Source organism: Secundilactobacillus angelensis (assembly GCF_012641075.1).
GTDB lineage: Bacteria > Bacillota > Bacilli > Lactobacillales > Lactobacillaceae > Secundilactobacillus > Secundilactobacillus angelensis.
The window spans coordinates 1-16628 of sequence record NZ_JAAXLJ010000008.1 but is presented as its reverse complement, the minus strand read 5'-3'; the positions used below and the strand labels follow the sequence as shown (position 1 = coordinate 16628).

The window sequence follows — 16628 nt, the reverse complement described above, 5'->3', positions numbered from 1 at the left end:
GTGGCACTTTGCGAGGCATCCTTGCAGCACTAAATCCCATTGCGTTTCATTTGGGAGCGATTCAGGTTCATTGGTACGGCATTATCATTGCCACCGCGGTAATCATTGCCGTGACACTGGCGGTTCGCGAAGGCAGTCGCCGAAACGTTGATTCTGATGATATCTATGATATGATTTTGTGGGCGTTACCAGCAGCTATCATTGCCGCGCGGCTCTACTACGTGGCCTTTGAGTGGCCTTATTATGCTCAGCATCCAGCCGAAATCATTCGGGTCTGGGATGGCGGGATTGCCATCTATGGATCATTGATTGGTGCGGGCATCGTGGTGTTCTTCTTTTGCCGAGCACGGTTCATTCCGGTTTGGCTGATGTTGGACATAGCGGCGCCCACGGTGATTATGGCTCAGGCAATGGGCCGGTGGGGTAATTTTATGAACCAGGAAGCCTTTGGTCAGATTACCAGTCTGAGTTTTCTTCAGGGCTTGCACTTACCGCACTTTATTATTTCCCAGATGCTGATCAATGGCGCGTATCGACAGCCGACGTTCTTGTATGAATCAACCTGGGATATCCTCGGCTTCATTGTGTTGATGAGTTTGCGGCATCGTCCTGGACTGTTCAAACAGGGTGAAGTCTTTCTGAGCTATGTCATTTGGTATTCCTTTGGTCGCTTCTTTATCGAAGGGATGCGGACAGATAGTTTGATGTTATTTAACACGATTCGAGTTTCACAGTTGTTATCAGTGATATTGTTCGTTGGCGCGATTGGGTTGATAATCTATCGTCGTCGACTTGGTAATCAGGTCTCTATGTATTTGGACGGTAATCCATTTTCAAAAAAGGCCAAGCAGGCTAAAAATTAAGGAGAAATCACTATGTCTGAAAAAATTGCAGTATTAGGTGCAGGTTCTTGGGGTAGTATTCTGGCAAATCTACTGGATGAAAACGGCAACGAAGTCTCGCTTTGGTCGTATAATCCAGAACAGGTTAAAGAACTGAATGAAAAGCATACCAATACGCATTATATAAAGGATTTTACGTATTCTGAAACCCTTAAAGCCTATTCAGATCTCAAACAGGCACTGGAAGGCGCAACAACCATTTTGTTTGTGGTACCAACGAAGGCTGTTCGTTCTGTTGCTAGCGACACTAAGGCAGTTTTGGCGGAATTAAAGACCAAGCCACAGTTAGTTCATGCCAGCAAGGGGATTGAACAAGGTACCTACAAACGTGTTTCTGAAATCTTGGCTGAAGAGATTCCTGCTGAATTACGCAGATCGATTACCGTCTTGTCAGGACCAAGCCATGCTGAGGATGTTGCCAAACGTGATATCACCTTAGTAACGGCTGCTAGCACTGATTTAGATGCCGCTAAGCACGTTCAACAACTGTTTATGAACCGTTACTTCCGGGTGTACACCAATAGTGATGTGATCGGTGTAGAGATTGCGGCAGCGCTGAAGAACATCATTGCCTTGGGTACTGGTGCCTTAAATGGCTTAGGTTACGGTGATAACGCCAAGGCAGCTTTAATGACGCGTGGTCTCGCTGAAATTTCCCGGTTAGGCGCTTCGTTTGGTGCAAATCCACAGACCTTTACTGGATTAGCCGGTGTCGGTGACATTATCGTTACCGGGACGAGTCAAAACTCACGAAATTACCGTGCTGGTGACGAACTGGGTAAGGGCCAAACTCTGGAAGAAGTCGTTGATACTATGGGTATGGTCATCGAAGGGGTGGCAACCACAAAAGCGGCTTATGAATTATCGAAGCAGCGTGGTGTTGAAATGCCGATTACTGAAGCTATTTACCAGGTTCTCTATGAAGGTAAGGATATTCGTAAAGCCATCTCGGACTTGATGATGCGTGAAGGCCGCTCCGAATTTTAAAGTATTTTGCTTGTGTGCAACCTTATTTCTCGACAAACTTACAAAAAGATAGTAGACTAGGCTTCGTCTTTATAAATGCAAAAATATAAAAATTCATTGTCGCACTTGTTGCGCTTGAAAGGGGAAGTAGTATGGCTAAACAGTATGATGTAATTGTAATCGGTGCAGGCCCTGGCGGAATGACCGCTGCACTTTATGCCTCCCGTGCCAACTTATCCGTCCTTATGTTAGACCGCGGTATTTATGGTGGTCAGATGAACAACACTGCGGCAATTGAAAACTACCCTGGTTTTTCATCGGTCATGGGACCAGATTTGGCTGAGGATATGTACAAGGGTGCCACTCAGTTTGGTGCTGAGTACACATACGGTAGCGTTGAATCTGTGGAGGACCATGGTGCTACCAAAGTTGTGACCACGGATACCGATACGTTTGAAGCTAAAGCAGTGGTTATCGCTACTGGTTCAGAATACCGTAAACTGGGTGTTCCTGGTGAAGAAACATACGGTGGCCGGGGAGTTTCCTACTGCGCGGTCTGCGACGGTGCATTCTTTAAGGGTCGTGAAGTCATCGTCGTTGGTGGCGGTGACTCCGCTGTTGAAGAAGGGCTTTACCTCACTCAATTAGCTTCTAAGGTGACGGTTATTCATCGTCGTGATCAACTACGGGCTCAAAAGATTATTCAGGATCGGGCATTTGCTAACGACAAGATGAACTTTGTCTGGAATAGCAACGTTGAAGAAATCCTTGGCGATGACCAAAAGGTGACCGGTGTTAAAGTGGTCAACAACAAGACTGGCGAGGAAACCACTATTGATGCTAGCGGTGTCTTCATTTACGTAGGTATCCTACCTAAGACTGAGCAGTTTACCGATCTTGGTATTACTGATGAGATGGGTTGGATCGAAACGAATGATCACATGGAGACTAAGGTTCCTGGTATCTTCGCAATTGGCGATGTTCGCGTCAAAGATTTGCGTCAAATTACCACGGCTGTTGGTGACGGCGGCATGGCCGGTCAACAAGTCTTCAAGTACATCGAATCATTAGCTGACAATGGTGCAGCGGTTAAATAATTGAATATTTCTAATAAAGGAATGGTCACTGGCCATTCCTTTTTTAACGGATAAATTAAGTTCTCTTTTGGACTCAGTACTATATAATGGAAGGGAACGTTAATTAAAAAGGAGTCGCAAAAAAATGCAGACATTAGCCAACCAATTATCCAATCAGCTCGCCTATGATGTACGTGAGCTGACCCATGATGATGAAGACGACATTTATCAGCTTCAAAAGCAACATCAGCAGTTTTTTGATTTATTTTTAGACCACCAGCTTACCAAGCGGGAAGCCACTTCTGACTTAGACGAGGTGGCTAGTGAAGCTAGCGCGGCGCAGAAACACTATTTGGGCCTCTTTAAGGATGGCAAACTAGTGGCAACCATTGATTTAACCATTGATTATCCACTGCCACAGTTGGTTTGGCTTGGTCAATATTTTGTTGATGATAGTCAGATTTCGGCGAATGAACGCACGACGATCATCAACCAAATTTTAGCGGTGCTTAAGCAACTTACCGCTGTCCAAGTTCAGTTACTGGTCTTGAAGGCGGATCAACCTAGTCGTGATTTTTATGAAAACGCCAAGTTCGAACTGCTCAGTGAAACGCGGACAAAGGTCGGGCAAGTCTTTATGGACGCTCTGATCTACCAAAAAACGCTTTAACAATTGTTCTGTAAAAGACTGCTAGATTAGCTTTCAGACGAACTTTACTTTGCCCTGATTCTTTCATTGGCGAAAATACGTTCGCTATGTTAGAATAGACAAACGCATGTGGGAAGGCGATTGCTTTCCTACTTTTAACGTGTACTGAATTCAAGGGGGTAAGCCATTTATGATTGAACGGCAGGAAAATCGTCAGTTTGACCTCGTTTCAAAGTATCAGCCCACAGGAGACCAGCCTGAAGCCATCAAGGAATTGACGGCGGGTATCGAACAGGGTAAAAAAGCACAAGTGCTGTTGGGCGCGACTGGAACGGGGAAAACCTTTACTATTTCCAACGTGATCAAGAACGTGAACAAGCCGACGCTCATTTTATCGCATAACAAAACGTTGGCTGGTCAGCTATATGGTGAGTTCAAAGAATTCTTCCCCAATAACGCGGTTGAATATTTTGTGAGTTACTATGATTACTACCAACCTGAGGCTTACGTACCGTCTAGTGATACGTACATTGAAAAAGACTCTTCCATTAATGATGAGATTGATAAGCTGCGGCATTCCGCAACCAGTTCACTGCTGGAACGAAACGATGTGATCGTGGTGGCGTCAGTATCCTCTATCTTTGGTTTAGGGGATCCTACTGAATATAAGAATCACACTGTGTCGTTACGAGTCGGTCAGCAAATCGAGCGAAACGACTTAATGCGCAAGTTAGTCGATATTCAATTTGAGCGAAACGACATTGACTTCCAGCGTGGCCGGTTCCGAGTTCATGGTGATGTCTTGGAGATCTTCCCAGCATCTCATGATGAACGGGCGCTGCGAGTGGAGTTTTTTGGCGATGAAATCGATCGAATTCGCGAAGTAGATGCCTTAACCGGTGAAATTATTGGTGACCGTGATCATGTTGCCATCTTCCCGGCGACTCACTTTATGACCAATGACGATATTATGGATAAGGCGATTGACGGGATTCAAGCTGAATTGAAAGACCGCTTAGCCTACTTCGAAAAGGAAGGTAAGCTGTTGGAGGCCCAACGGCTGCAGCAACGGACAACCTATGATATTGAAATGCTGCGGGAAATGGGTTACACCAACGGGATTGAAAACTATTCCCGCTTCATGGATGGTCGAAAACCTGGTGAACCGCCATATACCTTACTGGATTTCTTCCCCAAAGATTTCTTACTCGTTGTGGACGAGTCTCACGTTACCATGCCCCAAGTTCGCGGGATGTATAACGGTGACCGTTCACGAAAACAGCAACTGATCGATTACGGTTTCCGGTTGCCTAGTGCCCTGGATAACCGGCCACTGAAGCTAGATGAATTTGAACAACACGTCAACCAAGTGGTTTATATGTCGGCTACCCCAGGAGATTACGAAATGGACCAGACAAACACGGTGGTTCAGCAAATTATTCGGCCAACTGGGTTACTGGATCCAACGGTAGAAGTTCGACCAATCATGGGCCAAATGGACGATTTAGTTGGTGAAATTAACAAGCGTATTGACGCCAATGAGCGGGTCTTCGTCACCACGTTAACCAAGAAGATGGCGGAAGATTTAAGTGAATATTTGAAAGATCTGGGCATCAAGGTGGCTTATTTGCACAGTGACATTAAGACACTGGAACGGACCCAGATTATTCGTGATCTGCGACTGGGTAAGTATGACGTGCTGGTTGGGATCAACCTGTTGCGTGAAGGAATTGACGTGCCTGAAGTATCGTTAGTTGCTATTTTGGATGCCGATAAGGAAGGTTTCCTTCGAAATGAACGGTCATTGATCCAAACTATGGGCCGGGCCGCTCGTAATGAACATGGGTCGGTTATTATGTATGCCGATACCGTGACTGACTCCATGAAGCGGGCGATGGATGAAACTGCTCGTCGTCGTAAGATTCAAATGGCTTATAACAAGGAACACGGGATTACACCGAAGACAATCAAGAAAGATATCCGTGATTTGATTAGCGTCACCAAGCCGGATGAGAGTTCTGGTAAGAAGGATGACTTTGTGGAAACTGACTTTGAGTCAATGACACTGGAAGAACAAAAAGACATGATCAAGCGACTGGAAGATGAGATGCGCAGCGCCGCTAAGAAGTTGGACTTCGAACACGCCGCCACGTTACGTGATACGGTTCTAGAATTAAAGACTGAGTTAGACGGGTAATAAGGGGGACATGGTTTTTGGCAAACGATTATATTGATATTCACGGGGCAAGAGCCCATAACTTAAAAAACATTAACGTTAAAATACCTAAAAATAAACTGGTGGTCGTTACTGGTTTATCAGGATCCGGGAAGAGCTCGTTAGCGTTTGATACCTTATATGCTGAAGGCCAGCGACGTTACGTACAAAGCTTATCAGCGTACGCCCGTCAGTTTTTAGGTCAAATGGATAAGCCGGACGTGGATTCCATCGATGGTCTGTCACCGGCAATTTCAATCGATCAAAAAACCACATCTAAGAACCCTCGGTCAACGGTTGGAACCGTCACTGAAATCAACGACTATTTGCGGTTGTTATGGGCTCGGGTGGGAACACCAATCTGTCCTAACGATGGCACTGAAATTTCCAGTCAATCCGTTGAACAAATGGTGGATAAGGTGCTCTCACTGCCTGAACGAACAAAATTACAAATTTTGTCACCCATTATCCGGGAGAAAAAGGGGCAGCATAAAAAGGTCTTTGAAAAGATCAAGCGTGAAGGCTTCGTTCGGATTCGGATTGACGGTGAAGTTCACGATGTTGACGAAGAACTGGATTTAAATAAGAACCAGATGCATTCCATTGATATCGTGGTGGACCGGATCGTTGTTAAAGACGGCATTCGCTCACGGTTATTCGATTCTTTCGAAGCAGCATTACGGTTAAGCGGCGGCTATGCGGTTGCCGATTTAATTGATGGCGAACCTATCATGTTCTCAGAACACTATGCCTGCCCAGTTTGTGGGTTTACTGTTGGGGAACTTGAACCCCGTTTGTTTTCCTTCAACGCGCCGTTTGGTGCTTGCCCGGACTGTGATGGTTTAGGAATGAAGTTAGAGGTCGATCCCGATTTGATTGTTCCTGACACCACCAAGACCTTGCGTGAAGGGGCCTTGGCACCATGGGACTCCAGTTCCAAGTACTATCCTGAAATGTTGCGCCAAGCTTGCGAACAAGCTGGTGTTGACATGGACACACCATGGCAGAAGATGGCTGAAAAGGATCAACAATTCGTCCTGTATGGTTCAAAGGGTAAAAGTTACCACTTTGTGTTAGACAGCGACTTTGGTGGTGTCCGGGAAACGGATGCGCCATTTGAAGGTGTCATCAACAACGTGGAACGCCGCTACCATAACGGTTCTGACTTTACTCAGGGTCAAATGCAGCAGTATTTCCGCGAGTTGACCTGCCAAACTTGCCACGGCTACCGGTTGAACCGGAAAGCTTTAGCCGTTAAAATTGATGGGCACCATATTGGTGAAGTGTCTGATTTAGCCATCAGTAAGGAATTACCCTTCTTTGAACAGGTTCATTTTAGTGAGCAGAACGAAACGATTGCCAAACCAATTTTAAAGGAAATTCGTGACCGGTTGACCTTCTTGGAAAACGTTGGTCTAGATTATCTGACATTAAGCCGTTCTGCTCGAACCCTTTCCGGTGGTGAAGCCCAACGAATTCGGCTAGCTACCCAGATTGGCTCTAACCTATCTGGTGTGTTATATATCTTGGATGAACCTTCCATTGGGTTGCATCAACGGGACAATGATCGATTAATTGCTTCATTAAAGAAGATGCGCGACCTCGGTAACACATTAATCGTCGTTGAACATGATGAAGACACCATGTTAGCCGCTGATTACTTGATCGATATTGGCCCAGGTGCTGGAGCCAATGGGGGTAAGGTTATGGCTGCCGGGACACCCAAGCAGGTCACCCGAGTCAAGAAGTCGTTGACCGGACAGTATCTGTCGGGTAAAAAGTTCGTACCGGTGCCGACTGAACGCAGCAAGGGTAATGGTAAGAAGATTCGGATTACTGGTGCTGCTGAAAATAATTTGAAGGATATTACCGTTGATTTTCCGTTGGGAGAATTCGTGGTCGTTACCGGCGTTTCTGGTTCTGGTAAGTCAACGCTGGTGAACACGATTTTGAAGCGAGTTCTTGCTCAGAAGATCAACCATAATTCTGAAAAGCCCGGGAAATACAAGTCCGTCAGTGGCATTAAGAACATTGAGAAGATCATTAACATCGATCAAAGCCCAATTGGCCGGACGCCACGGAGTAACCCGGCGACGTATACTGGGGTCTTCGATGACATTCGTGGCTTGTTCGCGCAAACTACCGAAGCCAAACTGCGGGGCTACCAAAAAGGCCGCTTTAGTTTCAACATTAAAGGTGGCCGTTGTGAGGCCTGCCATGGTGACGGTATTTTGAAGATTGAAATGAACTTTTTACCAGACGTTTACGTGCCTTGTGAAGTTTGCCATGGCAGTCGCTATAATTCGGAAACGCTGGAAGTGGAGTATAAGGGAAAGAACATCGCGGACGTCTTGAACATGACCGTTGATCAAGCCTTGGACTTCTTCAGCGCTATTCCTAAGATTACCCGTAAGCTGCAAACAATTCACGACGTAGGTTTGGGTTACGTCACACTGGGTCAATCAGCAACCACCTTATCTGGTGGTGAGGCGCAACGGATGAAGCTTGCTTCCGAACTGCAAAAGAAGGCGGACGGCAAGAACTTCTACATCCTTGATGAACCCACAACTGGGTTGCACACCGATGACATTAAGCGTCTGTTGGACGTGTTGCATCGTTTAGTGGACAATGGCAATACCGTTTTGATCATTGAACATAATTTGGATGTGATTAAAACCGCGGATTACCTGATTGATCTGGGACCTGAGGGTGGTGACGGTGGCGGCCAAGTGGTTGCTACGGGAACACCTGAAGATATTGCCAAGGTTAAAGAAAGTTATACTGGACAATATTTAGGCCCGATTTTGGAACGGGATAAAAAGCGGATGGCTGCTCAAAACGCCAGCGCGATTGAAAATAAATAAGGATTACAACAAAGGCTTCATTTCAAGCGTGACTTGAAATGAAGCCTTTGTTGTAAGCATAAGTTGAGATTAATGACTTTTTGTGGAATTTTGCTTATTTTAGTTGCTTTTAATGCATGGATAAACTATTATGGTTATCCAAAGAGAAAACGATAGATTTTATTTATTTTGGTCATGATTGAAACTAATCATTGGCGTTTTTTAGCGCTATAATAAGGAATAGAACTGGTTACATGATTTGTTCCATAGCATAAGTGAGTTAAATTGATGAAAACAACTAATATCAGAATTAAATAAAATTAAAATTATATATTAAAAGTGCAATAATAGTGTTTTTTTCACTTACTTTTAGTATAATCACGGTTAGATATGTATTATTGAGATCAAAGCCTTATTTTTATGATAGTCGACTTTAAAAGTAATGGGTTTCGGAGACCTTGGTCATCTATGTGGGGGGTTACATCATATGTATTTTTTTGTTAATGAACGGGTTGCAGAGCAAGGTTCTGGGATTGAACATGCTCAAGTGCAACGTGGCTTACTATTTCGGAAAAACCAGGTATCGTTTAAGATCGTTACCCGGACCTACACCCAAACAGGTCACCGGGATATTCTGGCTTGGGGCGTAAATGACGCTGAGCTGATCAACCTTTTTGATTATTACGCTCAGACGGAATACGTGCCAGAGCAGCCAGTTCACGCTGAAGACGTGGACTGGGGTGGCCGGACACCTGCTATTCTCGAAAAAGATAAGGATCACCCAGATACGACCTTAGTCTGGGAGGATGACGACAAGCAAAAGTTTATGGGGCGGATTCACACCGACCCCAAACATGATAATATTGTAACCTTTACCGAAGTGTTCGAGCATTTCGGTAATTTGTATAAAGTGGACTTTTACGACACTCGCGGGTTTGTTTCTAAAACCCAATACATTGATCCGGATGGGACACCGAATACCAATGTTTACTTGGACTTAGATGGCCGGCCAGTGATTGAAGAATTCTTACGTAAAAAGCCGTTGCGACCAAGTGAAGTTAACCTGCGAAAGCGAAAGTTCTTTGAGGCTGAGGGACAGCGTAAAGCTAACGCTGAGTTAAATGGTGACGAGTTTAAAGAAGGTAAGTTCGAAACCCCTAAAGACGAAGCTATCGTTACCGGCTATCGGTTAGTTAAGCCAAATGGCTTGACGTATATTTTGGATTCCTTTGATGAACTCACCAAGGAATTTTTAAATAATCTGAACAACGATTTCTTCAGTGATAAAACCCCTAACGTTTTCATTTCTGATCGGTCCAGTGGTGCCAGTGATGGCATGATCAACATGGATCAGCCAGCTTACAAGGTGCTGCATTTGCATAACCTGCACGCTTCCGATACCCGAGACGTGATGACTACGGATGCCAACAACAACTACGAATACGATTTGATGAACATTAATCGGTTTAACGCCGTGGTTTCTGCTACTAACAAGCAGCGACGAGACGTCAATAAGCGGTATAAGTCGGATGCTAAGGGCTTCACGATTCCCGTGGGGGTGGTGCCGCAAGCGATTCGAGACTTGAATCGGGTACCAATGGCTGATCGGGATCCGCATTCTGTGTTAATGATTGTGCGTCGAGCACCTGATAAGCGAATTAACGCGGTTACTGAAGCATTGATGATTGCAAATCGGGAACATCCTGGATTGAATGCACACCTAGACGTCTACGGTTATTTTGATGGCAGCAACAATAATCAAACTAATCGGGATCTTTTAAAGTTATTTGAAGAATTTAAATTAGATAAGCCAACCATGTTGGATGATAACGACAAGCCAACCGATGACATTACCAAAGTTCGCCGGATCGAGTCCGACGTGGTAACCTTACACAACTACATTACTGATCGCGACGAACTGTACCGGATTCACCGCCGACACCAAGTTTACGCCTTAGCCTCAATCATGGAAGGGTTCAACATTTCCATGATGGAAGCCATGGCAAACGGTGAGCCGGCAATTTCCACCGACGTGAACTACGGGCCTAACGACCTTGTCGTCCACGGCAAGAACGGTTACTTAACTCGCTGGGCACCACAGGGCGAGGAAAGCCTGTTCGTTAAGGAAATGGCTGACCGGTTCTATGAGGTCTTCAGCAGTGATAAGAAACTGCAAGACTTATCCGATCAGGCTTATGAGCTGAGCTCCCGTTACTACGAAGAAAGTGTTTGGGATGCTTGGAAACAATTGATCAATGATGCCAATAAACAGTGGCCAGAATTGTACAAGCAGCATTTTGACCTGCCACGTTATGGTGTTGGCTATAAAGGCGAGATGGATACGCAATTCCAGCTTGGTCTACGAGCTAATGAAATTACTTGGCGCGGGCCGAAATCCGTTAAGTACTTTAAACGCATGAAGCAATTGGAGGGACAGTTATGAAATTATATGTAGACAAATCTAATAATCCTAACTTGGACCCAACGATTGCTGAAGCGGTGAAAAAAGAGAAGGATGCCGGTAATCCAGCCAAAATTGTGGTGCGCGGTTATTTTCCTAACCAACACGCCCATTTAAAAGATTACGGTTTAGATAGTGGCGATTTGCTCAACATGTACGATGTGTTTCTAGGGACAGTCGATATGCCAGAAAAAATCGTGCATTATCGGTACAATCCAGAAATCGATAAAACCAGATATCATTTGGAAGGCACTGATTTTGCGTTAGCACGTGCGAAGCGTGACGGCGTGGATTACGGTCGAACCATGATCGATATCGATTTATTCGGTGAGCAGCCGTTAGGTCAGGTGTCCATGTTAAATTACCTTGACCGACGAGAAGAAAACGTGGTTTCAGATATTTGGGACTGGCGCGGCTTTCGGTCAGCTACCCGTTACTACACCACGTTTGGTGGGTTATCACACATCACCTTTTACAACGGTGAAGGTAAGGTTGGTGCTCAATCATCATTCATGTGGCAACATTTGGATGGTAAGGGACCCAATGAGTGGCCAATCGTTCAGACCAGTTTTGAAATCATGGACTACGATGGCCAGCACCGGTGGTTCGATAGTGAACAGACTGCTTTCGACTATTTCTTAAGTAATGAAGTTAAAAAGTATGACGCAGATCTAATTATGAGTTAGGCACGGTTTTCCCAAGGGGGGAGTTTATAAATGAGCAGTAGATTCAGAAATTTAAAAAAACAAGATGACGTGAAAGAAAAGCGCCATTACAAGATGTTTAAGGCTGGTAAGAGATGGATGTACTCTGCCATCTTATTGTTTTTCACCAGTATCAGCGCATACGTGATCGACGGTGGCGATACCGCTCAAGCCGATACGGTTGCTACAACTAAGAACAATTCACCAGATACCACGGCGACAACTGATAGTGCAGGACAATCGGTGCAAACTGATACGTACACGCTTCAGCAAAGTGCCACCGCAGCCACGACTAACAGTATGGCTGCCGATACCAGCGTTACTGCACCAAGTAGCGTTTCTTCAAGTGCGGTTTCTGACGATGCAAGTATCTCCGTTAAGGTTGCTGACGAATCCACTGATAAAGCAACTAAGGAATTAGCTTCAGATGACGCTCAAAACACAGCCGTTAAAGCTGCCGAATCTGCGGGAACAACTGTGGCAAGCACCACGGAAAGTACCAGCGCAGGTGTCAGCGATAATGCCGACACACCAACAACGGTGCAAGCTGTGAAGAGTGGCAGTGCGGATGCACTTTCCGCTAGCGATGGTGGTGCGTCGACCTCTGATGGTCAAACCAGTGTTAGTGCTGGGTTAAATGTTAGTGATGGAACAAATGCGGGTTCAGCGACCGGCACTCTTTCTGGTGGAAAAGATTCTGTTGTGTTGAAGACGCCACCGGTTAAGGCTGATTCATTGACTCCGGCACAGCAGGCAATGGCCGATTCAATAACAGCGGCAACTAATAATTTAGCTTTGCTAAGTAATGCTATTACTAATATTAATGCCGATTATTCTTTAGGTATGGCTGCATATTATGCTGCCTCAAAGGGTTTTGCGGGATCTAAAGATGCCTTGCAAAGTATTTTTTTGGATGTTCAAGCAGCCTATGGTGCTTTTTATAAAGCACCCAATCAATATATCGGAGTTACTACTCAAGCGTTATCTGATTATGCTACTTCTGTTAGCTCAATGTCGGCCGCTTTATCGGATATTTTAACTAGCCTTAATATGCAAACTGATCCCACAAAGATACAGAATTTACAGGATCAGTTCAATTCGCTTTCGAACAGTATTGCGGATTATGCTACAGATGCGTCAAAGCAAAATCTTACAGCTGATACGCAAATTAATTCTTTAGCTAATATCATTATGCCAGTAGCTTCCGCTGCGGCATCGTCTTTTACCTCACAGACTAATGAAGCTAGCGGGATGGTTGCAGGATTGACAGCCTATCCGGATTTAATTGGTAAAGATATGGTTGCTTCAATGACGGATGTATACAATAAATTATCTGCTGAAAATGCTTCAGCTGTTGATATTTCTAACACATTGTCATCAATGTTTAACAAAACAATTATTATTTCTGATACGACAACATTCCAGAATCAAATTGATTCATTGAGCAGTGCAAGTACAGCTGGTAGTACAGCGGTTAGCACTTTGAATACTTTGGAAAGCAATGCATACACAACAGCAGCTGAGAAAATTACAGCTCAAGCAAAAAACTCCTCAGCAGCTAAATCGGATTATGATTTTGGGATGGCTCCATGGCCATCACTAAGTGCCGCATTGCCTACTTTAGCTGCCAGCGTTTCAGCAGGTGGTAGTAGTTTAGCCACTGTAAATAGTGTACTTACAGCATTGAACAGTATCATGACTGCAGTCACCAATGATAGCTTGTCAATGGGGCTGGCATACAGCTCCGCGTCGACAGCTGTATCTTCTGCGCAAGCTAAGAAGGACTTAGGCGCAGCGTTATCTGCATTGAATGATTTGAGCTCAGCGACTAGTGCTATGACAAGTTATAATTCCAATGCTAGTGTCATTGGCGATGTTGGTGGCCCCAATGCTTCTTATGGACTCCAAGTTGGAGCAACTTTAGATTTTGCGTCATTAGCTGACAGTTACAGTGCTACTAATACAAAGTTAACACAGCAAGCTGGAAAGATTATTGCCGGCAATTACACTTCTAATGCTGACTTCAATAGCAATGGATCGACATTATTGAGTAATTTAGTAAGCAGCATGAATGCAGCAAGTGCTAATGCTGCAAAGTTAGTGACGTCTGGTAAGGATATCAATGATTCAATAACAGGATTAGTTACCGGTCAAACGAAGAAAGATTTGGGAACTCAAGCGACAAACTTTATCAATGCTTTAACGGATGCCAATTCACTTGATTCCTTAGCTGGGGCCATGAATGACACTTACACGAAGTATTCTTCAGCTTCAAACTCTGCTGCTAAAGTAAATGCCGCACTGCAGACTGATTTATCTGCTAAAAATGCAATCGCTAATGTTAATACAATAATCAACAGTTTAAGCGATGCAATTCAGAAAGTAACTGATAGTCTGGGCGGGATTAGTGCTGGTTTAACTAGTTATGGCAAGTCAGATGCAAAATTAAGCACGGCAAACTCGACTGTTAATGACACGCTGGTTTCTTTAAACGCTTCATTGACAGCCGTTCAGGCACAGAGCACAAGTCTGAGTGCGCTTTATGATTCTATTGAAAAAGACATTCAAGCTGGTGACTATGGGAATCCTGCAACGTATACTCATATAAATACGTCCATTAACAGTGGCTTGACAGATGTTAATGCAGCTTCAACTGCGGCAAGCACAGCCACAATAACTGCTACTAATAATTTAGTAAGTGCTACTAATCGAATCACCATTGACAGTGCAGTTTCTGTTGCTAACAGTGCTGCCACTTCTGCTCAGGCTGTTGCGGGAAAAGTGAGTGATGCTGCGTCTAATGCTTCTCAGTCCCTAGCAAGTGTCAAAAACGCTGCGAGTGGATATATTGTAAGTGGCACGGTTCTTTCTGGGCTAGTTCGTAGCCTGTCCGATACTGTTGGAATGGTAGGTAATGAAAATGGGGCTGCTCAAAGTAATAACGATACAATCGTAGCTCAATTGGATTCTATTAAGTCAGCAGATACAGCAAATAATGCGTCTGTAATGCAGGGTTTGTTGGCCAGTTTGGCTACTGCTGCTACTCAACTTAATGGAGATTCTGTTTACGCAGCTCAGTTCAGCACCACAGCTTCCACTTTGGCAAGTAAAGCAACAGTCGCAATCTCAGTAGCGTCAGCTTCTGCAGCTCTTAAGAATTTATCGGCTGCTTCTACTGCCGTTTCCAATGATTACAATAGCGCATTAGCTGATTACAATTCATTGTCAACTTCAGCTCAGAATTATTCAGCGAGTGCGTCAGTTGCAGCTTTACTCACGGATGCTAAAACCAAGTTGGACAGTATTGCTGTGGTTTCAACAGCTGCAGGCAAAGGCTATACTGACATGACAAATGCTGTTAATAGCATGAGCACTGCAATTGCTACCGGTAGTTATTCAGCAGTCAGTGATTTAATGACTGGTTTTACCACAGGTTCTACAGCATTTGGCGCTAATAGTGATGTGACCGCTGGTAGTGCTGCGGTTGCCAGTGACTCCAACGCATTTACTGGTTGGACTTACACAAATACGTTAAGTAGTGCTCTTAATACTGCTAAAACGGATGTTAAAACAGCTACTGATGCAAGTACTAGTATTGCAACAGCTTCTCAGAATGTTTCTAACGCTATTAGTGACTATTCGGCAGCTGCAACTTCTGATATTACGAATGATAATAAGAGCTTAGCTTCTAACGCAACGAGTGCAAGTACTGCTGTGGACACCGCTAATGCGGCTGTAAATGATATTACAGATGTTTCTTCTGCATTAAGTTCAGCGATTGCAAAGGGTGACTTATCGACAGCAAGTACTATCATTGACTCGGTTACTAAGAACACGTTAGCTTCAGCAAATAATGCTGCTAAAACTGCCACTGATCAATCAAACGCAGCTTCGAACACTGAGAGTGCAGTAAATAAATGGCACATGGGTCAGGATGCCAGTGCAGCCGGAGTTAACTCCTCAGCTGCCGGTGTTGCCTCAACTGGTGTTGACACGCAGTCCGGTATCGCCGGTACTGCAGCAACGTCAGTAGCTAGCATGGCAAGCAATTATCCAAACGATGACGCATTGTCGAGTGCTAAGACCGCAATCAATAGTGTGAGTGAAGCCATCAACACAGCTGCAACTTCAGCCGCATCAGCATCTACGGCCGCTTCCAGTGCAGCCAGTGCAGCCAGTTCATATGCGAGTGTTGGTAATAGTGCTTCAGCAAGTTCAGCGTCAGTAGTTGCTTCTACTGAAGCGGGCAAAGCGCAAGAAGCATCGACTGCGGCAGCTAATGAAGGTGCCAAGATCAATGACATTTTAAGTAGCGCTAACAGTGCGCATGTGATGGATGATGTAACCAACGCTTCCATTGCGGCATCCACCGCTTCAGATAGCGCAGCACCAACGGGTCCTGCCGTAGCTTCGACCGGCTCAACCGCTGACAGCATCGCAAGCATGGCTAACCAGTATCCAAGTGACACTGATTTAAGTACTGCTGCTTCCACGGCCAGTGACTTAGCTTCAACTGCATCGAGTGCAGCTAAAGCTGCCAGTGATGCCGCAACTAAAGCATCCAGCGCAGCCAGTGTTGCCGAGAGCACAACTGATAGTGCAACTGTAAGTTCCGCTAATAGTGTTGCCAAAGAAGCTTCAACTGCTGCCAATACGGCTTCAACGACGGCAAGTAATGCAGTTAAGTCATTAAATGATTTAAGCTCCGCTGTTGCCGGCAGCAACGTTACCAACAACAGTAGCGCTGCGGCAAGCAATTCAACTGCCGCTAGTGATGCTGCAACGTCAGCAGCAACCGATTCAACTAACGCC

The 16628-nt window shown here is 45.0% G+C and carries 9 protein-coding genes; all 9 read left to right on the top strand.

Annotated features, from left to right (window positions below):
* Positions 1–8: 8 nt before the first annotated feature.
* The gene (gene lgt / locus HC026_RS06035) at positions 9–863 is read left to right on the top strand and encodes a prolipoprotein diacylglyceryl transferase (RefSeq protein ID WP_168925100.1); all 855 of its coding nucleotides are present in this window, start codon (positions 9–11) and stop codon (positions 861–863) included.
* Positions 864–875: 12 nt separating this feature from the next.
* Positions 876–1889: an NAD(P)H-dependent glycerol-3-phosphate dehydrogenase gene (locus tag HC026_RS06030; RefSeq protein WP_168925099.1), complete on the top strand. Its 1014-nt coding sequence runs from the start codon at positions 876–878 to the stop codon at positions 1887–1889.
* A 131-nt stretch (positions 1890–2020) separates the two neighbouring features.
* Positions 2021–2965 carry a thioredoxin-disulfide reductase gene (trxB, locus tag HC026_RS06025; RefSeq protein ID WP_168925098.1) on the top strand — a complete coding sequence of 315 codons (945 nt, stop codon included), beginning with the start codon at positions 2021–2023 and terminating at the stop codon, positions 2963–2965.
* 124 nt (positions 2966–3089) lie between these two features.
* Positions 3090–3614, top strand: coding sequence for a GNAT family N-acetyltransferase (locus HC026_RS06020; RefSeq protein ID WP_168925097.1), 525 nt, complete (start codon positions 3090–3092; stop codon positions 3612–3614).
* Between the two features lie 169 nt (positions 3615–3783).
* Entirely contained in the window at positions 3784–5790 is a 2007-nt protein-coding gene (gene uvrB / locus HC026_RS06015) for an excinuclease ABC subunit UvrB (RefSeq protein WP_168925096.1), read from the top strand.
* Between the two features lie 17 nt (positions 5791–5807).
* Positions 5808–8672, top strand: a complete 2865-nt coding sequence (gene uvrA, locus HC026_RS06010) for an excinuclease ABC subunit UvrA (protein WP_168925095.1) — start codon at positions 5808–5810, stop codon at positions 8670–8672.
* Positions 8673–9138: 466 nt separating this feature from the next.
* Positions 9139–11094 carry a glycosyltransferase gene (locus HC026_RS06005; RefSeq protein WP_168925094.1) on the top strand — a complete coding sequence of 652 codons (1956 nt, stop codon included), beginning with the start codon at positions 9139–9141 and terminating at the stop codon, positions 11092–11094.
* Positions 11091–11798 (top strand): glycosyl transferase, encoded by a 708-nt coding sequence (locus HC026_RS06000; RefSeq protein WP_168925093.1) that lies wholly within the window; start codon positions 11091–11093, stop codon positions 11796–11798. Before HC026_RS06005 ends, HC026_RS06000 begins: the two co-directional genes overlap by 4 nt.
* Before the next feature lie 30 nt (positions 11799–11828).
* A partial coding sequence (locus HC026_RS05995) for a KxYKxGKxW signal peptide domain-containing protein (RefSeq protein WP_168925092.1) occupies positions 11829–16628 on the top strand: 4800 nt, incomplete at its 3' end.